At 60.3% G+C, this 18,595-nt stretch carries 17 protein-coding genes and 1 tRNA gene; 17 read left to right on the top strand and 1 reads right to left on the bottom strand.

The genetic code is table 11. From position 1 onward, the window contains the following. Nucleotides 1-51 precede the first annotated feature (51 nt). Together ACH6CX_RS08255 and ACH6CX_RS08250 are read left to right on the top strand one after the other, a co-directional pair. Entirely contained in the window at nucleotides 52-1,650 is a 1,599-nt protein-coding gene (locus ACH6CX_RS08255) for a S41 family peptidase (RefSeq protein WP_237062516.1), read from the top strand. Next, nucleotides 1,650-2,054 carry a hypothetical protein gene (locus ACH6CX_RS08250; RefSeq protein WP_396675288.1) on the top strand — a complete coding sequence of 135 codons (405 nt, stop codon included), beginning with the start codon at nucleotides 1,650-1,652 and terminating at the stop codon, nucleotides 2,052-2,054. Before ACH6CX_RS08255 ends, ACH6CX_RS08250 begins: the two co-directional genes overlap by 1 nt. Nucleotides 2,055-2,064: 10 nt before the next feature. On the opposite strand, the gene yhbY is transcribed toward ACH6CX_RS08250, so the two are convergent. After that, nucleotides 2,065-2,367, bottom strand: coding sequence for a ribosome assembly RNA-binding protein YhbY (gene yhbY, locus ACH6CX_RS08245; RefSeq protein ID WP_233006178.1), 303 nt, complete (start codon nucleotides 2,365-2,367; stop codon nucleotides 2,065-2,067). Nucleotides 2,368-2,514: 147 nt separating this feature from the next. Here yhbY and rlmE point away from each other — a divergent pair, with 147 nt between their 5' ends. The 15 genes from rlmE to ACH6CX_RS08170 all read left to right on the top strand — a co-directional run bounded on the left by rlmE (nucleotide 2,515) and on the right by ACH6CX_RS08170 (nucleotide 18,587). Then, on the top strand, nucleotides 2,515-3,138 hold the full coding sequence (gene rlmE, locus ACH6CX_RS08240) for a 23S rRNA (uridine(2552)-2'-O)-methyltransferase RlmE (RefSeq protein WP_396675287.1): 624 nt from the start codon (nucleotides 2,515-2,517) through the stop codon (nucleotides 3,136-3,138). Nucleotides 3,139-3,440: 302 nt separating this feature from the next. Continuing rightward, nucleotides 3,441-5,360, top strand: coding sequence for an ATP-dependent zinc metalloprotease FtsH (ftsH, locus tag ACH6CX_RS08235; RefSeq protein ID WP_233006176.1), 1,920 nt, complete (start codon nucleotides 3,441-3,443; stop codon nucleotides 5,358-5,360). 154 nt (nucleotides 5,361-5,514) lie between these two features. Beyond that, nucleotides 5,515-6,309 (top strand): dihydropteroate synthase, encoded by a 795-nt coding sequence (gene folP, locus ACH6CX_RS08230; RefSeq protein WP_396675349.1) that lies wholly within the window; start codon nucleotides 5,515-5,517, stop codon nucleotides 6,307-6,309. A 75-nt stretch (nucleotides 6,310-6,384) separates the two neighbouring features. Further along, nucleotides 6,385-7,737, top strand: coding sequence for a phosphoglucosamine mutase (gene glmM / locus ACH6CX_RS08225; protein WP_396675286.1), 1,353 nt, complete (start codon nucleotides 6,385-6,387; stop codon nucleotides 7,735-7,737). Between the two features lie 104 nt (nucleotides 7,738-7,841). Then, entirely contained in the window at nucleotides 7,842-8,582 is a 741-nt protein-coding gene (gene tpiA, locus ACH6CX_RS08220) for a triose-phosphate isomerase (RefSeq protein ID WP_396675285.1), read from the top strand. A 77-nt stretch (nucleotides 8,583-8,659) separates the two neighbouring features. Continuing rightward, nucleotides 8,660-9,106: a preprotein translocase subunit SecG gene (gene secG / locus ACH6CX_RS08215; protein WP_334078680.1), complete on the top strand. Its 447-nt coding sequence runs from the start codon at nucleotides 8,660-8,662 to the stop codon at nucleotides 9,104-9,106. Nucleotides 9,107-9,121: 15 nt separating this feature from the next. Beyond that, a tRNA-Leu gene (locus tag ACH6CX_RS08210) sits at nucleotides 9,122-9,207 on the top strand. 636 nt (nucleotides 9,208-9,843) lie between these two features. Next, entirely contained in the window at nucleotides 9,844-10,353 is a 510-nt protein-coding gene (locus tag ACH6CX_RS08205) for a hypothetical protein (RefSeq protein ID WP_233006172.1), read from the top strand. Between the two features lie 2 nt (nucleotides 10,354-10,355). Beyond that, complete coding sequence (locus ACH6CX_RS08200) at nucleotides 10,356-12,401, top strand: tetratricopeptide repeat protein (protein ID WP_334078681.1); 2,046 nt, start codon at nucleotides 10,356-10,358, stop codon at nucleotides 12,399-12,401. After that, nucleotides 12,398-15,598, top strand: a complete 3,201-nt coding sequence (locus ACH6CX_RS08195) for a tetratricopeptide repeat protein (RefSeq protein WP_396675284.1) — start codon at nucleotides 12,398-12,400, stop codon at nucleotides 15,596-15,598. The genes ACH6CX_RS08200 and ACH6CX_RS08195 overlap by 4 nt, the downstream gene beginning before the upstream one ends. A gap of 58 nt (nucleotides 15,599-15,656) precedes the next feature. Continuing rightward, nucleotides 15,657-16,253 (top strand): tetratricopeptide repeat protein, encoded by a 597-nt coding sequence (locus ACH6CX_RS08190; RefSeq protein WP_233006169.1) that lies wholly within the window; start codon nucleotides 15,657-15,659, stop codon nucleotides 16,251-16,253. Further along, nucleotides 16,250-16,564 carry a hypothetical protein gene (locus ACH6CX_RS08185; RefSeq protein WP_237062507.1) on the top strand — a complete coding sequence of 105 codons (315 nt, stop codon included), beginning with the start codon at nucleotides 16,250-16,252 and terminating at the stop codon, nucleotides 16,562-16,564. The genes ACH6CX_RS08190 and ACH6CX_RS08185 overlap by 4 nt, the downstream gene beginning before the upstream one ends. 87 nt (nucleotides 16,565-16,651) lie before the next feature. Continuing rightward, entirely contained in the window at nucleotides 16,652-17,443 is a 792-nt protein-coding gene (locus tag ACH6CX_RS08180) for a MotA/TolQ/ExbB proton channel family protein (RefSeq protein WP_233006167.1), read from the top strand. Then, nucleotides 17,443-18,033: a biopolymer transporter ExbD gene (locus ACH6CX_RS08175; RefSeq protein ID WP_334078682.1), complete on the top strand. Its 591-nt coding sequence runs from the start codon at nucleotides 17,443-17,445 to the stop codon at nucleotides 18,031-18,033. The genes ACH6CX_RS08180 and ACH6CX_RS08175 overlap by 1 nt, the downstream gene beginning before the upstream one ends. Next, nucleotides 18,030-18,587: a biopolymer transporter ExbD gene (locus ACH6CX_RS08170; protein WP_233006165.1), complete on the top strand. Its 558-nt coding sequence runs from the start codon at nucleotides 18,030-18,032 to the stop codon at nucleotides 18,585-18,587. The genes ACH6CX_RS08175 and ACH6CX_RS08170 overlap by 4 nt, the downstream gene beginning before the upstream one ends. Nucleotides 18,588-18,595: the final 8 nt, after the last annotated feature.

Here is an 18,595-nt window from a genome sequence, read left to right as displayed (position 1 = left end):
AACGGGTGGCTCTGCCACCCGGCTGGCAGAAAAACTGAGCGAACAACAATAATGCAATTCTCCAACGCCCCCTCGCTGGCCGGCCTGTCCCGGTCACTTCTTTTCAGCCTGGCCTGCCTGGCCGGCGGTTGCAGTGGCGGTGGGGGAGGGGGTTCCTCTTCCCCCGGGCCGGCCGCGGTCGATGGCGGAAGTGATGATGGCAGCACCTGGGAGCCCGGAGTCTTCCTGCCTGCCGACACTTATGCCAGCCGCTGTGAGTCGCCCCGGGCCGGCAGTGACTTCCCGGATGTCCAGGGTACGGCGCTGGATGAGAAGAACTGGCTGCGCTCCTGGAGCAACGATCTGTACCTGTGGTACGACGAGATCGAGGACCGTGACCCGGCCGACTTCGGCGTGCTGGAGTACTTCGACCTGCTCGTTACCAATGAGGTGACCGACAGTGGTGCCCGAAAGGATAACTTTCATTTTTACCTGTCCACCGAGGAGTGGGTAGCGCAGTCCCAGTCGGGTGTCTTCCTGGGCTATGGCCTGCAGTGGGCCGTACTGGAATCGCGTCCTCCGCGGGAGGTGTTGATCGCCTATACGGAGCAGGAGGGACAACCGGCAGGCGCCGAGCGTGGTGCCCGGGTGCTGGAGGTTGACGGTGTCGACCTGGTTAACGCCGATGACGATGCCGGTATCGAGGCGCTGAATGCCGGCCTGTTTCCGGAGAATGCCGGTGAGGAGCACGACTTCACGCTCGAGTATGTGGACGGTAGCGTGCAAACCATCACCCTGACCGCGGGCGCCTACGCGACGGATCCGGTGCAGTTCGTAAAGGTGGAAGAGGCGGCGCTGGGGCGCAAGGTCGGCTATTTGCTGTTCAATGACCATATCGCTATCGCCGAGAAGCAGCTGGTTGAGGCGGTGGAATACCTGGACGCCCAGGCTGTCGACGAGTTGGTTCTGGACCTGCGCTACAACGGCGGTGGCCTGCTTACCATGGCGAGCCAGCTGGCCTACATGATCGCCGGGGAAGTGCCCACGACCGGCATGACGTTCGAGCAGATGGTGTTCAACGACAAGCACCCGGAGATCAACCCGGTCTCCGGCCAGCCCCTGGATCCGCTGCCATTCATCGATGTCACCGGCAGCGGCGGTGAGCTGCCCCAGGGGCAGCCACTTCCGTCCCTGGACCTTCCGCGAGTGTATGTCCTTACCGGTGGCGCCACCTGTTCAGCCAGTGAGGCGATTATCAATGGGCTGCGAGGTGTGGATGTCCAGGTGGTGCAGATCGGCGAGCGGACCTGCGGCAAGCCCTATGGCTTCTACCCCACTGATAACTGCGGTACCACCTACTTCACCATCCAGTTCACCGGCGTGAACGCCAAGGGGTTTGGCGAGTACTCGGATGGCTTCGTCCCCAATGGTTCCGGCAGTGCCGGCGTGACGGGATGCACCGTTGCCGATGATTTTGCCAGCCCGCTGGGCGACCCCTCTGAGGCGCGCTTCGCCACTGCCCTCAATTACATCGAGACCGGTAGCTGCAGTGGAAGCCTCGCGTCTGGTACTTCCAGTGTGGTGAGCCAGGATGTGCGACTGCAGGGATCCGGCGGCCAGAGCGTCTTCAAGTCCATGTGGCGGGAAAACCGTATTCTGGGGGGGATGTGATGATGTGCCTCCTCTCCTCACGGCTCTCCCTGGCCGGCCTGCTGCTGGTGGCTGGGATAACCGGCTGCAATTCCTCCCCGGCCCAGGGTGGTGACGTGCCGGCGGTGCGCACGGGGATAAGCGAGGCTGGTAACGCCGAGTTACAGCGGGCGGTGAGTGAGGCCCTGGGCGGGGTGCCGGTGACGCTGTCGGAAACTGCATTTACCGACAGCAGCCTGCTGGTCATCGAGCGCAATCCGCCGCGGAGCCTGGACCAGCCCCATCTCGGTGGGCGCGAAATGTCTCAGCCTGTCCGATTCCGGTTGTCGCTGGGAGATGGCCACTGCTGGCTGCAGCGCCTGCCCGGGGGCGACCGCCGCCAGCTGGCGGCGGTCAATTGTGTGCCCGAGGAGTCGGCCCGGTAGGAAGGGGGAATCAGCGGAGCAGGTTCGAGGTGCGGGCCTTGGGTTTCTCGGCCGCCCGGAAGATCAGTGCGATCTTGCCAATCTCCTGCACCAGTTCTGCGCCACTCTGCTGGCAGAGCTCGGTGATGACCTGGTGGCGGAGGTCGCGGTCAGCCACCATCAACTTGACCTTGATCAGCTCGTGATCCTCCAGGGCCCGGTTGATCTCTTCCATCACGCCTTCACTCAGTCCCTTGCCGGCGACGGTCACGACCGGCTTGAGGTTGTGGCCAAGGCTGCGCAGGGATTTTTTACGCTCGGCAGTTAAAGGCATACAATACTCCATTACCACTGGGTATCCATTCTGGATACCGATTGTAGGAGCGGCCCCGGGCCGCGATCGGTGTCGGGTCAGCGGACCCGCGATCGCAGCCCGGGGCCGCTCCTGCGAAAGCTGTTTAGATACCAGGCATTGTAACCGATGGGCCGATCCAAAAGCAGCCACCGCTGGCTGCGCGAACATTTCAATGACCCCTATGTCAAACAATCGCAGAAGGAGGGCTACCGCTCCCGGGCAAGCTATAAGCTGCAGGAACTGCAGAAGAAAGACCGTCTGTTCAAGCCCGGGATGACGGTTGTGGATCTCGGCGCCGCGCCGGGTGGATGGTCGCAGGTTGCGATGGAACTGGTGGGTCACAGGGGCCGCGTGCTGGCCTCGGACATCCTCCCCATGGACCCGATCGCTGGGGTGGATTTCGTCCAGGGTGATTTCACCGAGGAAGCGGTGCTCAATACTTTGCTGGAGCATATGGGCGATGCCAGGGCCGACCTTGTGATTTCCGATATGGCCCCCAATATGAGTGGGGTGAGGGACGTCGACCAGCCGGCGGCCATGTACCTGGTGGAATTGGCCGTGGATATGGCGCGCGAGGTGCTGAAACCCGGTGGCGCATTCGTGGCCAAGGTCTTCCAGGGCGAGGGGTTTGACCAGCTGATCCGGGACCTGCGGGCCAGCTACAGCAGTGTCGTGACCCGTAAGCCCGGGGCCTCACGCCCCCGGTCGCGCGAGGTCTATGTGGTGGCGCGAGGCTTCAAGGGCGGCTGATTGCCGGAGAGGCCCGCGCTTCCCTGGAAATGCGATAGGAAAAGCGCTGTGTGACCGGCCGGTCCCTTCTGCCACATGCCCAGTCTGTGGTATAAGCGGACCCTGTGGTGGCGCAGCGGAACACGCGGTCAACATGCCTATCATACCTATACTGGTGTGACTGGATCTGGTGGCACTGCAATCAGTGTGGGCAGTGCGACTGCCGGCCGGCGAGTGCCGGCCCCGGGATTGAGCCCGGCGGGTCAGCCGGACCCGTGCGGAGGCAGTTTAAGTAAAGCAAGAGGGTGATCCCTTTGAACGATATGGCAAAGAACCTTGTACTGTGGCTGATCATCGCGGCGGTGCTGCTGATGGTGTTCCAGAACTTCAAGCCGCAGTCCAGGGATGAGTCCCTCAGCTACTCCGAATTTGTGAGCGACGTGCAGGCCGGGCAGGTGGAGAGCGTGGTCGTCGATGGCCTCGTGATTACCGGCGAGCGCGCTGACGGCAAGCGCTTCAAGACGATCCAGCCGCAGATCATCGATAACGAGCTCACCAACGAGCTGGTCCGCAACGACGTGAAATTCGTCGGTCGCGAGCCGGAATCCCCCAGCATCTGGCAGCAGTTGCTGGTGGCCAGTTTCCCGATCCTGATCATTATTGCCGTGTTCATGTTCTTTATGCGGCAGATGCAGGGCGGAGCCGGTGGCCGGTCCGGTCCCATGGCGTTCGGCAAGAGCAAGGCCCGCCTGCTGGGCGAGGACCAGATCAAGACCACTTTCGCCGATGTGGCCGGTGTGGACGAGGCCAAGGAAGACGTGCAGGAGCTGGTGGAGTTCCTGCGTGATCCCACCAAGTTCCAGCGCCTGGGTGGCGCGATTCCCCGTGGCGTGCTGATGGCCGGCCCTCCCGGCACCGGTAAGACGCTGCTGGCCAAGGCCATCGCCGGCGAGGCCAAGGTGCCGTTCTTCTCCATTTCCGGTTCCGATTTTGTGGAGATGTTCGTGGGCGTGGGTGCCTCGCGGGTGCGGGACATGTTCGAGCAGGCCAAGAAGCAGGCTCCATGTATCATCTTTATCGATGAGATCGACGCCGTGGGCCGCCATCGCGGCGCCGGTGTCGGCGGTGGCCACGACGAGCGCGAGCAGACCCTGAACCAGCTGCTGGTGGAAATGGACGGCTTCGAGGGCAATGAGGGCGTAATCGTAATTGCCGCCACCAACCGCCCGGATGTGCTTGACCATGCACTGCTGCGCCCGGGGCGTTTCGACCGCCAGGTGTTCGTTGGCCTGCCGGATATCCGCGGCCGTGAGCAGATCCTGAAGGTCCATATGCGCAAGGTGCCGGTGGCCGACACGGTTTCCGCTCAGACCATTGCGCGCGGTACCCCGGGTTTCTCCGGTGCCGACCTGGCCAACCTGGTCAATGAGGCCGCCCTGTTCGCGGCCCGAGCCAACCGCCGCACCGTGACCATGGAAGAGTTCGAGCGCGCTCGGGACAAGATCATGATGGGCGCCGAGCGCAAGTCCATGGTGATGAGCGAGAAAGAGAAGGTGAACACCGCATACCACGAGGCCGGCCACGCCATTATCGGTCGCCTGGTGCCGGAGCATGACCCGGTACACAAGGTCACTATCATTCCCCGCGGCCGGGCCCTCGGCGTGACCCAGTTCCTGCCGGAAGAGGACAAGTACAGCATCTCCAAGCGAGCCATCGAGTCGCAGCTGTGTTCGCTGTTCGGCGGTCGTATTGCCGAGGAGATGACCCTGGGCGCCGAAGGTGTGACTACCGGTGCTTCCAATGATATCGAGCGTGCCACCGAGCTGGCCCGCAATATGGTCACCAAGTGGGGCCTGTCAGAGAAGCTGGGGCCGCTGCATTACGGTGAGGATGAGAGTGGCCAGCCCGGCGCCGGTAACCCGGTGTCTGGCAAGACCTCCAACGAAATTGATACGGAAGTGCGCCGCATCATTGATGACTGCTACAACCGTGCGAACAAGCTGCTGGAGGAGAACCGCGATATCCTCGAGGCAATGAAAGATGCGCTGATGGAGTACGAAACGCTGGACGCGGAGCAGGTCGACGACCTGATGGCACGACGCAAGGTGCGGCCGCCCCGCGACTGGCACGACAATGATTTCGGGTCCGGTGGCAGTGGCCAGGCGGACGATACCGACAAGAGCCGCGATCCGTCGTCAGCCGATGAGGGGAATCCCGTCGGCGGGCCCCTGAACGGGCACTGAGATCAATTGCGGTAGCGAAAACCAGGGTTCGCCCTGGTTTTTTTTATGGTAACCGCCGGCTGTGACCGGCAGGGCTACCTCAACCACAAACCTGGGGGGTAACGTGCAGCTAGAGTGTGCCGGACGAATCCTGGACCTTTCCGTTCCACGGGTGATGGGCGTTCTCAATACTACGCCGGATTCATTTTCGGATGGTGGCAGCTACTATCGCTCGGGCAGCCTCGACCTGGACATGGCCCTGGCCCGTGCCGAGCAGATGCTGCGGGAAGGTGCGGCAATCATTGATATCGGCGGAGAGTCCACCCGCCCGGGTGCGGAACCTGTGACTGAACAGCAGGAGCTGGATCGGGTGGTGCCGCTGGTGGAGGCAATCAGCAGCCGGCTCGGGGCGCTGATTTCGGTGGATACCAGCACGCCCGCGGTGATGTCAGCTGCAGCGGCAGCCGGCGCCGGAATGCTCAACGATGTGCGAGCCCTCGAGCGCCCCGGCGCCCTGGAAGCCGCGGCGGCCACCGGCCTGCCAGTCTGCCTGATGCATATGCAGGGTCAGCCGGGCACCATGCAGCAGGCCCCGGAATACAGTGATGTGGTGGCTGAAGTCAGAGGTTATTTACAGCACCGGATGCAGGCCTGTGAAGAGGTCGGGATCCCCCGCAGCCGCCTGATCCTGGATCCGGGATTCGGGTTCGGCAAGACAGATGAGCACAATCTAGCCCTGTTGCGGAAGCTTGAAAGGGTGGCGCCAGAGGGAACCCCGCTGCTGGCAGGGTTGTCGAGAAAGTCCATGATCGGGCGCCTGCTGGGCCGTGAGGTGAGCGAGCGCCTGCCGGGGAGCCTGGCGCTGGCCATGCTGGCGGCGCAGCGCGGAGCCCGCATACTACGGGTACACGACGTGGCGGCAACGGTGGATGTTCTCAGGTTGCAGCAACTGGTGGACCGGCCCGACTAGCCGCTGGTCCCCGGGTTATTCTCCAGAGGGGGCACTTGTGGTTGTCCCTAAAAAAGATGGAAGAGATGTAAAAGCATGGCAAGAAAGTATTTCGGAACTGACGGTATTCGTGGCCAGGTTGGTGAGGGACCGATCACCCCGGACTTTATGCTGCGCCTGGGCTACGCCGCCGGCAAGGTACTGGGGCAGATGCCCGGCGCCAAGCGCGGTGGGCACCGCAGCATCCTGATCGGCAAGGATACCCGTATTTCCGGGTATATGTTCGAGGCTGCCCTGGAGGCCGGCCTGATCAATGCGGGCGTGGATGTGGGCCTGCTGGGGCCGATGCCGACCCCGGCCATTGCCTACCTGACCCGTACATTCCACGCCCGGGCGGGGATCGTGATCAGTGCCTCCCATAATCCCTACCAGGATAACGGCATCAAGTTCTTCAGCGCCGACGGCAGCAAGCTGCCGGACCAGGTGGAACTGGACATTGAGGCGGCCATGGATCTGCCGATGGAAACTGCGGCGGACCTGGGCAAAGCCTGGCGGATCGACGATGCCGCAGCCCGCTATATCGAGTTCTGTAAGGCATCAACTCCCTGGGGGTTCTCCCTGGAGGGGCTGAAAATCGTGCTCGATTGTGCCAATGGCGCCACCTACCATATTGCGCCGAAAGTATTCCGCGAGCTGGGCGCAGAGGTGGTCGCGGTGGGAGTGAGCCCTGATGGCCACAACATCAATCTCGACTGTGGGTCCACCAGGCCGGGCCTGTTGCAGCAGACGGTACGCGAGCAGGGTGCCGACCTGGGCATCGCCTTTGATGGTGACGGCGATCGGGTGCTGTTCGCCGATCGCAATGGTGAGCTGGTGGATGGGGACCAGTTGTTGTTCCTGATCGCGATACATCGCCAGCAGTTCCTGGGTGGCTGCAGCGGGGTTGTGGGGACCCAGATGAGTAACTACGGTTTCGAGCTGGCCCTGCGCGAGCGTGAGATCCCGTTTGAGCGGGCCAAGGTCGGCGACCGCTATGTTCTCGAAAAGATGAGCGCCAATGACTGGAAGCTTGGCGGTGAATCTTCCGGGCATATCATCTGTGCTGATTCAACCACGACAGGCGATGGCGTAATTTCTGCCCTGCAGGCGCTGCGCGCCATCACCGACTTTGATGAGCCGCTGGATCAGCTGAAAACCCGTATGAAGATGCTACCGCAGCACATGATTAACGTGCGCCTGGCACACCGGGACGGGGTGCTGGACCACGAGGATGTCCGTACTGCTGTCAGCGAGGTGGAGGCCGAGCTGGCGGGACGCGGGCGGGTACTGCTGAGGCCCTCCGGTACTGAGCCCCTGATCCGGGTCATGGTGGAGGGCGAGAAGCGGACCCAGGTCGAGACCCTGGCGGCGCGTATTGCTGAAGTCGTGGCGCGCATCGGCAACAGTTAGTCCGCACGGGCTGAGGGCCGGGCTCGCCGGGAAAAACGCTGTTACATTAAGGTTGTATGTTGGCGGCAATATCGCTAAGATTTGCGCCCCTTGAAGGAGCACACATGCCGAATCCGCTGGTAGTAGCCAACTGGAAAATGAATGGCGACCGGGCGTTTGCCGGGGCCTTTTTTTCCGCACTGGATCTTTCCGGTGTCGTGGCCGACGTGGCGATTTGCCCACCTTTCCCCTACCTCATGCAGGTGGTTGAGAGTGCCGGCAAGATGGGGTCCGGAAAGCTCTCTGTAGGTGCCCAGAACGTCAGCGCGGAAGAGGCCGGAGCCTTTACCGGTGAGGTCTCTGCGGACATGCTGGGTGATTGCGGGGCCCGATATGCAATTGTCGGGCACTCTGAGCGCCGCACTCTCTATGGGGAGTCCAGCGAGCTGGTGGCGAAAAAGTTTGCGGCGGCAAAGGGCGCAGGCCTGGTGCCCATCATTTGTGTCGGTGAAACGCTCGAAGAGCGTGAGGCCGGCCGGACACTGGACGTGATCAGCGCGCAGTTGCAGGCTGTGGTGGATCATGCAGGAGCTGAGAGCTGGCGTGGTGTAGTGGTTGCCTATGAGCCCGTGTGGGCCATCGGTACAGGGAAAACCGCGACTCCGGAGCAGGCCCAGGAAGTACATCGCTTTATCCGGGAGCGCCTGGGTGAGGCTGGGGTTGAGACCCCACTGCTCTATGGCGGTAGCGTCAAGGGTAGTAACGCTGCAGCGCTGTTTGCGCAGCAGGATATCGATGGGGCACTGGTTGGTGGTGCCTCGCTCGATGCAAAAGAGTTTACTGGCATTTGTCGTGCAGCGGGATAATAGGCCCTGCTGACTGGCGGCGAACTGCGGAATATTGAATAATTGGGCCTGGCGCCCGAACAGTGGGTTTCCTGAAAATGGAAAAATTGGTTTTAATCTTTCACGTCCTGACAGCGCTGAGTATTATTGGCCTGATCCTGCTGCAGCAGGGTAAGGGTGCCGAAGCTGGAGCTTCGTTTGGCGCCGGCGCATCCCAGACGGTTTTTGGTAGCCAGGGTAGTGGAAACTTTTTCTCCCGCCTGACCGCCATCATGGCCACTGTGTTCTTCGTAACCAGTTTTGGCCTGGCGATCCTGGCCAAGCAGGCTTCCGAGGCGAATGTCGACGCGGACCTGCCTGAAATCCCGGCTGCAGTAGAGCAGCAGGGTCCGGCGACCGATATGCCGGAGATGGAGAGCGACGTGCCGCAGGTGGAATCCGAAGCCGCAGGTGAAGTGCCTTCGGTAGGCGAGATTCCGGCGGAGTCTGGCGAGGCCGTTGACGACGTTCCCCAGGCGGAAGGCGAAGAAGAGCCGCAGCAGTAAGAGTATTGAGTTTTTGCCCAGGTGGTGGAATTGGTAGACACGCTATCTTGAGGGGGTAGTGGCCTATGGCCGTGCGGGTTCAAGTCCCGCCCTGGGCACCATATAAAAGTCTTCAGTTATCTGAAGCAATCCGAAAAGCCCCGCACAGCGGGGCTTTTTCGTTTCTGCTGTAGGGTGATCCGGTCAATGATAAGGCTGCAGCCTTTCTGGCGGCGGGCATTGACGCTGGTGGCTGTCCTGATGTCAGGGATGCTGCGCGGGCGGGGCTCCACTCCCGGGCTGGGGGCGGTAAGGCGTTGCGATACGGCTTATTGTATTGCTGCCGAGCGCCTGCCTGACCACCGCTGTTTTAAGGTCGGGTCGGTGACGCGGGAAGAAGGTTAAATCCGGGCTTGAGCGGCCAGTCACTTTCTGGGGGATAGCTGGTTCAGCCTGACTTTGTTGTGCTGGCGGCGCGTTGTGTCACGTTTTCTTGCCGCATCAGCAATGTCTATACGCCCGTGCCGTGGTTTCTATCCTACTGCCGAAACTCACAGTAATGTGAGCCACTACGCGGCTCGGAGTCGCGACATTGTTCGAATATCCGAGATTTGACCTGCCTCACATTTGCCCGCCCCCCGATTGCCATACAATCTCGCTGACCGAATGCCCCTTCAATTATGGGGTTTCCAGCGGCCCTCGCGGGTCTGCGACATCATCGACGCTCGTTGTCAGCGGTAGGGTCAGAGGTAGGTATCATGAGCAGAATTCTAAAAGTGACAGTATTCATGCTGCTGGCGTCAGTCGGGTATGCCCAGGATGTGAGCCGGGACGATATTCGCGGACTGGACGAGCAGATCCAGGATGTTAAGAAAGATGTGATTGGCCTCACAGCAGAGCTGTCCCAGCTGGAAGAAAAGCTCCTTTTCCCCTCCAATACCCAGGCCTCCTTCTTCGTTTCCATGGCGGAGCCGCGCAACTTCAACCTGGAATCCGTCCAGCTGAAGCTTGGCGGCGAGGTGGTGGCACATCACCTCTATACTTTCCGTGAAATCGAGGCCCTGCAGAAGGGTGGCGTACAGAAAATACACGTTGCCAATGTCCAGTCCGGTAGCCATCCGCTGCAGGTGCGCTTTATTGGCAAGACTGATTCCGGCCGGGAAGTAACGGGTGAGGCTAGCTATGCCGTCGAGAAAGAGGTTGGTCCCAAGTTTGTCGAGATCAAGATTGCCGGTTCCGAGTCCGCGGTCAACTTCAAGGACTGGTAAGCATGTTTCCCCGTCTGCTACCGACCCTGATCGGCGCAACCCTGGCGTCGCTGGCGGTTGTTCCTGTTGCGAGCGCGATTGACCGATCCCAGGATGACCTGAAAGACCTGTTCTTTGGTGCGGCCATGTACGAGGCCTACCAGGACAACTACTTCGATGCGATTGTCGACCTGGATACGGAGATCCAGCAGTACCGCCGGCTCGACCAGCCTGAGCTGGATCCTTTTACGGCCCACTATGGCCAGGCCGCATTCTCTGTTGGTGACCTGGAGTTGTCCTATCGGATGCACCAGGAGGCCGGGCGTGCGATCGAGGCCGTTCTTGAGGGCAATGTACCGCAGCCGGTTCGCAACGAGGCCGCCTATCGCCTCGCACGGATTCACTATCACAAGCAGCAACCACAGAATGCACTGCATGCCCTGCAGATGATCGAGGGGCGTGTGCCCGAGCGCGTACGTGCCAGGGAGCGTTTCCTGCGTGCCCGCGTTTATATGGAGCTGGGCCGTTTCACCGAAGCGGTAGAGTTACTCGAGGACCTGAAAGGTGAAGAGGAGCTGGCCGGCTTCGTTGAGTACAACCTGGGCATTGCCCTGCTTAAAGCAGGTGAACAGGCGGAGGGGATTTCCGAGTTAACTGCCCTGGGTAAGCGCCGCAGCTCCGACAGCGCCAAGCAGGCCCTTTATGATAAGACCAACCTGATGCTGGGTTCCCGGCTGATGGAGGCCGGTGAGCTGGAGCTGGCCCGGCCGTATTTTGATCGCGTGCAGCTCGACGGTCCGTTCTCCAATCGGGCGCTGCTCGGCGCCGGCTGGGTGGAGGCGCGCGCCGGACGCTACGATCGCGCCCTGGTCCCCTGGAAGATCCTGCAAAAGCGGAAGAAAACCAATGCGTCGGTTCATGAGGCCCTGCTGGCCGTACCCTTCGCATACGGCAAGCTGGATGTGCACAGTACAGCAGCAGTGAACTATGGCCATGCACTGGATATTTTTGGCAGCCAGGTCGATACGCTTACCCAGTCCATCGAAAGTATCCGCGAGGGAAAATTCCTTGAAGCCCTGCGCCGCAAGGAGGCTGACCAGGTCAAGAACTGGGTGGTAACGCTGCGCAGTATCCCCGGAGCGCCGGAAACCCACTACCTCCTCGACCTGATGGCTTCGAATGATTACCAGGAATTCCTGCGTAACTACCAGGACCTCAATGACCTGTTTGAGCGTAACGAGGAATGGCTGGCAAGCCTGGCAGCCTACGAGAACATTATCGCCCTGCGCCGCGGGTACTACGAGCCACTGCTGCCGGGCCTGGACAGCAAATTCCGGGCGCTGGATGCCCGTATCAAGCTGCGGGTCGAGCAACGGGATACCTTTGCCCAGCGGATTGACCAGATGCTGGTGAGCCGTCGACCCGAATTCCTTGCGAAAACATCCGAACGCGAAAGCCTGCGGCAACTGGAGCGTATCCGCTCGACAATGGCAGCGCGGCCGTCACTGGTCAGCGAAGAGACCGAAGACCGTGTGGCGCGCCTCGAGGGCATACTCGAATGGCGCCTGGCCTCGGAGTATGACGCCCGCCTGACCGAAGCCTACAAGCACCTGCAGGAGCTGAACACCGAGATCGAGGAGCTGCAGGAGGTTTACAACTCCTATGTCCGCACCCGCCAGGCGGCCACGCACAGTTACGTTGGCTATGACGAAACAATCCGCTCGCTGCGGAACCGGATCGAGCGAGTGCAGCCGCGGATTGAGCAGCTGATGGCCCGCCAGGGCACCATGCTCGAGCAAATGGCTATCAATGTCCTTGAGCGTCGTCGTGCGCAACTGGAGGAATACCAGATCAAGGCCCGCTTCGCCCTCGCTGACAGCTATGACCGGGCAAATGAATTGCAGGAACAGCGCGCTGACCAGCGCAAGATCGAGCAGTATCAGGCCGAGCAGGCAGACCAGCCCCGGCAGGAAGATAGCCCGGAACAGCCCGCTGATGGTGAGCCCCTGCCGCAGGACACGCCGCCAGAGCTGGAGCCCGGATCCGCCGATGAGGAGGCTTCGCAGTGAAGGATGCCCGAGCCCTGACCGTTAACCCGGTTGCCCGTGCGATCCGTGCACGCCAGCCTGGCAGCACCGCCGGTGCCGCCCTGCTGCTGGCCCTGCTGGGCGGTTGTGTGGTGAACGACAGCCAGACCATTGGCAGCCTGCAGAATGTCGATATCGAGATCAAGGAAGAGCGGATCGATGGCAGCCTGGAGAAAGCTCTGGCCAGTTACCAGAAGTACCTGCAGGAAACGCCGGAGACCGCCTTTACGCCGGAGGCGATCCGCCGTATCGCCGACCTGAAAATCAAGCAGGCGCACCGGGCCGAGGCCCGCTCGCTGGGTGAGGATATTGCTGCCTCAGGGGGCGAGGGCAGTGGCGCACCAGTCTCGATTGATGCTCAGGGCCGGCGCGAGGGCGGGCGCCTGGCTGCGCCGGAGACCGCTGCAGCTCCCGCTGCCTCCGGTTCGTCCGCGACGGCATCCGGCATCGCCTCCCGTGGCGATGAATCTGACCTGGCATTTGAGGCGCGGGCCACGGCGGGAGTCGATATCGACACCGACGACGGTCCGGTGGCGGTCCCCGGTGACAATCCCGACGCGGTGCTTGCCGCCAACGCTGCCGAGGCGATCGGCCTCTACAAGCAGCTGCTGGAAAAATATCCCCTCTACGAACGCAACGACCAGGTAATGTACCAGCTGTCCCGGGCCTACGAGGAAACCGGGCAGATTGACGAGGCCGTCGAAGTCCTGCGCCAGATGGTGGCGAAGTACCCGCAGTCCCGCCACAGCGATGAGGCCTACTTCCGGCTGGGCGAATATTACTTTATCCGCAAGAAATACCTGGATGCCGAGGAAGCCTATGGCAAGGTGATCGCCATGGGGGAATCGTCGAGTTTTTATGAGATTTCGCTCTATAAGCGGGGTTGGGCCTTCTTCAAGCAGGAGCTGTATGAGCGCGGCCTGGATGACTTTGTCGCCATGCTCGATTACAAGGTCTCACAGGGCTACGACTTCGAGCAGCAGAGCAACGACGTCGAGCGGAAGCATATTGAGGATACCTTTCGCGTCGTCAGCCTGAGTTTCTCTTACCTCGGCGGTGCAGAATCCATCGTGGAGTACTTTGAGCGTGAAGGCTCCCGCGGTTACGAATCCTATGTCTATAGCCACCTGGGGGAGTACTACCTGGACAAGCGTCGTTACCAGGACGCTGCGGAGGCTTACGACACTTTCGTGGAGCGGAATCCCCTCCATCGGGTTGCGCCGGATTTCTCAATCCGGGTGATCGAGATTTACCAGAAGGGTGGTTTCCCCCGCCTGGTACTGGAGTCGAAAAAAGCCTTCGCAAACACCTACGCACTGGAGGCTGAGTACTGGACTGTCTTCGACGTCAATGAATATGACGAAGTCATTGAGTTCCTGCAGGCCAACCTGATCGACCTGGCCGGCCACTATCATGCTGCCTACCAGGACAAGCGACTCAAGGATAAAAAAGCAGAAAACTACCGTGAGGCCATTCACTGGTATCGCAGTTACCTGAAATCCTTCAGCGATAAGCCCAAGGCCCCGGAAATCAATTTCCAGCTGGCCGGACTGTTGCTGGAGAATCGCGATTTCCATCAGGCCGGTGTCGAGTATGAACGCACAGCTTACGATTACCCAGCGCACAAGAAGTCAAGTGAGGCGGGGTACGCTGCGGTGTATGCCTATCGTGAGCACCTGGGCAAGAAGCTCAAGGATGCGTCCCCGGAGAAACAGGCACCGTTCCAGCGCGAGATTATCCGCTCTTCCCTGAAGTTCGCCGAAACCTTCCCGAAGCACAAGGACGCCGCCAAGGTTATGGTGGGGGCAGTCGAGGACCTGTACAGCCTCAGGGATTACCCGCAGACCATCGAGCAGGGCAAATTGTTGCTCGAGCGTTTCCCGGGAGCCAAGCCTGAGATCCGCCAGTCGGCCTGGCTCTCGATCGCTCATGCGTCGTTCGAAACCGAGGCATTTGTGGAGGCCGAGGCTGCTTACGGACAGGTGCTGGCATTGACACCCGCAGACTCCAAGGACCGCGCCGGTTACATTGATAACCTGGCGGCGTCGATCTACCAGCAGGGTGACCTGGCCCGGAAGCAGGAGGACCACGCGACGGCTGCAGCGCACTTCCTGCGTATCCGCAATGCGGCACCAGGTGCGACCATTCTCGCGACTGCCGAATACGATGCGGCCGCCTCCCTGATTGTGCTGGAAGACTGGATGCAGGCAGCTGCAGTCCTCAAAGGCTTCCGCCAGCATTTCCCGCAACACGAGCTGATCAGGGAAGTCACCAAAAAGCTGGCAGTGGTCTACCAGGAAAGTGGCCAGCTGATGCTGGCGGCGGCAGAATTCGAGCGGATTGAGCGCGAAGCTGAGGATGACGATGTCCGCCGAGAGGCGCTTAACCAGGCTGCGGACCTATACAGTGCGGCCAAGCGCAATGACAAAGCCCTGGAGGTCCTGCGTCGTTACGTGAAACTGTTCCCGACCCCGATGGAACCTGCACTGGAGACGCGCCAGAAGATTGCTGAGCTGCACAAGGCGGCCGGCAACCAGGGTGCCTATATGGATGAGTTGCGCCAGATGGTGCGTATTGAGGCGCAGGGTGGCAGCCAGCGCAACGATCGCACCCGTTACCTGGCTGGCAACGCTGCCCTGGTTATTGCCGAACCCACTTTCGATGCCTTCACCCAGGTCAGGCTGGTTGCGCCCATCGAGCAAAACCTGAACCAGAAGCGCGTACGCATGAAAGCGGCTATCGCCGCCTATACCGACCTGATTGATTACCAGGTGGCGGATGTTACCGCCGCGGCAACTTATTATCTCGGTGAAATCTACCTCCATTTCAGCAAGGCACTGAAAGAGTCCGAGCGCCCGAAAAACCTCTCTCCCCTAGAACTGGAGGAGTACGAGCTGGCCCTTGAAGAACAGATTTACCCGTTTGAGGAGAAAGGTATCTCCGTCCATGAGAAAAACATGGAGCTGCTGGGTATGGGGATCTACAACGACTGGATCGAGAAGAGTATCGGCCAGCTGGCGACGCTGGTGCCGGCGCGCTACGCACGGCCGGAAGAGGCAGGTGAGTTCCTGCCCACCATTGTCCCCATCCCGGAGATTCCGGAAGCGGAAGCCGGCGATGAGGCCGACGTAGCCAGCTCCACGGCAGATGCACCGGCAAGCGGAGACCAGGAGTCGTGATGGTCGCGGGCACTGATAGCTGGCGGCCACTGGCGGCACGAGTAGAGGTAGGGAATTCATGAGAAATCTTCCAGTCAACATGCTGGCCCGAACCGCGTGCGTTGCACTGATGCTCCTTCTGGGCGCCTGCGCGGGCGGGCCTGCCAAGACCGGCAAGGTCACGGATTACAGCAAGGTCCGTGTAGCCGGTGGCGTGAGCAAGGACTTTGAGGAGTCCCTGCAGTATCTGAATGCCGGGGAGTACCAGCAGGCAATCGAGCTGTTGAACGAGGTTATCGAGCGTGAGCAGCGACTTCCCGCTCCCTATGTAAACCTTGGGATTGCTTACTATAAAACCGGAGACCAGAAGCACGCTGAAGAATCATTTCTCAAGGCGCTGGAACTTGATCCCGGGCACGCTGCCGCCAACAACGAGCTGGCCGTGCTGTACCGCAAACAGGGCCGCTTTGAAGAGGCTCGCACTATTTACACCAACGCCATCTCCAGTAATCCGGAATACAGTCCGCTGGTGAAAAATTTAGGCATTTTGTGTGATCTCTATCTGCAAGATCTCCAGTGTGCTCTGGCACAATTCAACCAGTATCTTCAATTAAATCCGGATGATCAGCAGGTGACCATCTGGATGGCGGACCTCAAGAGGAGGGCTGGACGATGATTTCCCGTAAATTCTCCCCCCGCTTTCTTTTCCCGTTGAGCATAGCTTGCCTCCTGGCTGGTCCCGTGGCCGCGCAGGAAGAGCAGGCCGAAAAGAAAGTGGATACCAAGGTGAAGCAGCTGTCTGGTATTTCCATTATCGGTAACAAAGAGGCTCCCAAGTCTCTTTACATCGTTCCGTGGAAGAATTCCGAGGTGGGTGTGGAGACTGAGCTGGTATCCAGCCTACTGGACGACAGCCTGCAGCCGCTGGATAAGGAAGTGTTTGCGCGTGAGCTTGAATTTTACGAGCTCAGCCTTTCCGACGAATAAAACCGGCCTGATGTGCACGGATTGCCTGTCAGCCTTTCTGTTTAATTAAAATCGAAGCTTACCGCAGTATTTTCAAGAGGGTTAGTGATGGACTTTTTCAACAGCGTAATCGCGTTCTTCCAGACTGGTGGTGCATTCATGTACCCCATTCTCGTGGTGTTCGCGCTGGGGGCCGCGGTGGCCGTTGAGCGCTATATCCGGCTTGTCTACGAGCGGCACACCAACCGCGCCATGTGGGACAAGTTACAGCCCGTGCTGACCTCCGGTGACTTCGACCGGGCCCGTAACCTGGTCAAGCAGGATAACTCCGGTGTGAGCAAACTGCTGTCAATGGGGCTTGCCCGCCAGGGTGCCGTGCGCCGTCGTGAGGACATCGAGATCGCGATGGAAGAGAGCATGATGGAGATTATCCCGCAGCTCGAGAAGCGCACCCCATATGTGGCCCTGTTCTCCAACATCGCTACGCTGCTGGGCCTGCTGGGTACCATTATGGGCCTGATCGAGGCGTTTACCGCAGTAGCCAATGCCAACCCGGCGGAAAAGGCCGACCTTCTCTCCGCCAGTATTTCTGTGGCAATGAACACCACCGCCTTCGGCCTGATGGTGGGTATTACCCTGTTGATCGTTCACGCCCTGCTGAACTCACTGACTGGTGAAATCGTCGACAGCCTGGAAATGGTGTCTGTCAAGGCCCTTAATATCATCTCAATCTCTACGCGTCGCCGCGGTGAGGTCAAGCCGGACGAGCAGCAGGCCGATAGCCAGGAAAAGGCTGTTACCGCCGATGCTGGAACCGAGGCTGCTGCAGAAAGTGAAGCAGCGGCAGAGACCGATACGCCCGAGCAGGAAGAAGAAGTAGCGGAAGTGGAAAAAGCGTAATGAGAAGAAGGCGCCACGGGAGAGATAAAGAAGCTCCGGAACTGGACATCACCGCCTTCCTCAACCTGATGGTGGTGCTGGTGCCGTTCCTGCTGGTGTCGGCGGTCTTCTCGCGCGTCACCATCATGGAGCTCAATATGCCGTCCGGTGCGGGCGGTGGTGCACCGGACGACCCTACTGTCACGGTAGAGGTTGTAGTTCGCCAGGACCGTCTGGAAATCAGTGACGGCGAGAAAGTCATTGCCCGCTTCCCCAACCCGGGGCAGGAAAGCGAGTCCCCGGAGGGATCCACAGGTGAGCAAGCGCCTGTAGCAGATGCCGGGGAGGAAGAAGCTAGCCTGCGCCAGACCGAAGAGGTCTACGACCTGGCCAAGCTCAGTGAGTTCCTGCTGAAGATCAAGGGTAATTATCCTGAGAAGACCGATGCTATGGTGCTGCTGGAACCGGACATCCCGTACGAGTACCTGGTCGGTGTCATGGATACGATTCGCGGTGCGGAAGTTCGTCGTGAGGGGAGCGACCCGAGTGATCCGGAATCTGTTGAGCGGGTTGAGCTCTTTCCGGATATATCAATAGGAGATGCGCCGTGAGACACGAAAGCCGACGCATGAAACGCATGTCCCGGAGCCGTCGACGCAAGACGCCGGGTATGAACCTGACATCACTGATGGATGTATTCACCATCCTGGTGTTCTTCCTGTTGACCAACACCTCCAGCAACGAGGCGCTGGATCCCCCGAAGGTGATCACACTGCCGGATTCGGTGGTCGAATCCAGGCCACGTGAAACGGTGACACTCATGGTCACCGACAAGGAAGTGCTGGTTGAGTCCAAGCCGGTAATGAGTACCGAGGACCTGATCCAGAGTGAGGAAACGGTTGTGGAAGCCATCAAGGAGGCGATGGCAGCAGAAATGGGTAAAGCCCTGAGTGTCGCCAAAGCTGAGGCGCAGGAGGCACAGGAAGAGGGTGGAGAGACCGTTGCTGAAGGTGGTGAGGAAGTACCGGCAGAACCTCCGGAGGTCAATATCCTCGCGGACCGGGCGATTCCCTTCAACCTGTTGAAAAAAGTGATGTCCAGCTGTACCGAGGCCGGCTATACGCGGATTTCTCTAGCGGTCATTCAGAAAGCATCTCAGGGTTAATGGAAGTT

This window comes from Microbulbifer sp. JSM ZJ756 (genome assembly GCF_044383805.1).
Lineage (GTDB): Bacteria > Pseudomonadota > Gammaproteobacteria > Pseudomonadales > Cellvibrionaceae > Microbulbifer > Microbulbifer zhoushanensis.
This window is presented reverse-complemented; position numbering and strand designations above follow the sequence as displayed.

What these genes read in the sequence shown, in the direction of transcription:
- ACH6CX_RS08255 (WP_237062516.1), top strand. Translation starts at nt 52, where the DNA reads ATGCAATTCTCCAACGCCCCCTCGCTGGCCGGCCTGTCCCGGTCACTT.
- ACH6CX_RS08250 (WP_396675288.1), top strand. Translation starts at nt 1,650, where the DNA reads ATGATGTGCCTCCTCTCCTCACGGCTCTCCCTGGCCGGCCTGCTGCTG.
- yhbY (WP_233006178.1), bottom strand. Translation starts at nt 2,367, where the DNA reads ATGCCTTTAACTGCCGAGCGTAAAAAATCCCTGCGCAGCCTTGGCCAC.
- rlmE (WP_396675287.1), top strand. Translation starts at nt 2,515, where the DNA reads ATGGGCCGATCCAAAAGCAGCCACCGCTGGCTGCGCGAACATTTCAAT.
- ftsH (WP_233006176.1), top strand. Translation starts at nt 3,441, where the DNA reads ATGGCAAAGAACCTTGTACTGTGGCTGATCATCGCGGCGGTGCTGCTG.
- folP (WP_396675349.1), top strand. Translation starts at nt 5,515, where the DNA reads ATGGGCGTTCTCAATACTACGCCGGATTCATTTTCGGATGGTGGCAGC.
- glmM (WP_396675286.1), top strand. Translation starts at nt 6,385, where the DNA reads ATGGCAAGAAAGTATTTCGGAACTGACGGTATTCGTGGCCAGGTTGGT.
- tpiA (WP_396675285.1), top strand. Translation starts at nt 7,842, where the DNA reads ATGCCGAATCCGCTGGTAGTAGCCAACTGGAAAATGAATGGCGACCGG.
- secG (WP_334078680.1), top strand. Translation starts at nt 8,660, where the DNA reads ATGGAAAAATTGGTTTTAATCTTTCACGTCCTGACAGCGCTGAGTATT.
- ACH6CX_RS08205 (WP_233006172.1), top strand. Translation starts at nt 9,844, where the DNA reads ATGAGCAGAATTCTAAAAGTGACAGTATTCATGCTGCTGGCGTCAGTC.
- ACH6CX_RS08200 (WP_334078681.1), top strand. Translation starts at nt 10,356, where the DNA reads ATGTTTCCCCGTCTGCTACCGACCCTGATCGGCGCAACCCTGGCGTCG.
- ACH6CX_RS08190 (WP_233006169.1), top strand. Translation starts at nt 15,657, where the DNA reads ATGAGAAATCTTCCAGTCAACATGCTGGCCCGAACCGCGTGCGTTGCA.
- ACH6CX_RS08185 (WP_237062507.1), top strand. Translation starts at nt 16,250, where the DNA reads ATGATTTCCCGTAAATTCTCCCCCCGCTTTCTTTTCCCGTTGAGCATA.
- ACH6CX_RS08180 (WP_233006167.1), top strand. Translation starts at nt 16,652, where the DNA reads ATGGACTTTTTCAACAGCGTAATCGCGTTCTTCCAGACTGGTGGTGCA.
- ACH6CX_RS08175 (WP_334078682.1), top strand. Translation starts at nt 17,443, where the DNA reads ATGAGAAGAAGGCGCCACGGGAGAGATAAAGAAGCTCCGGAACTGGAC.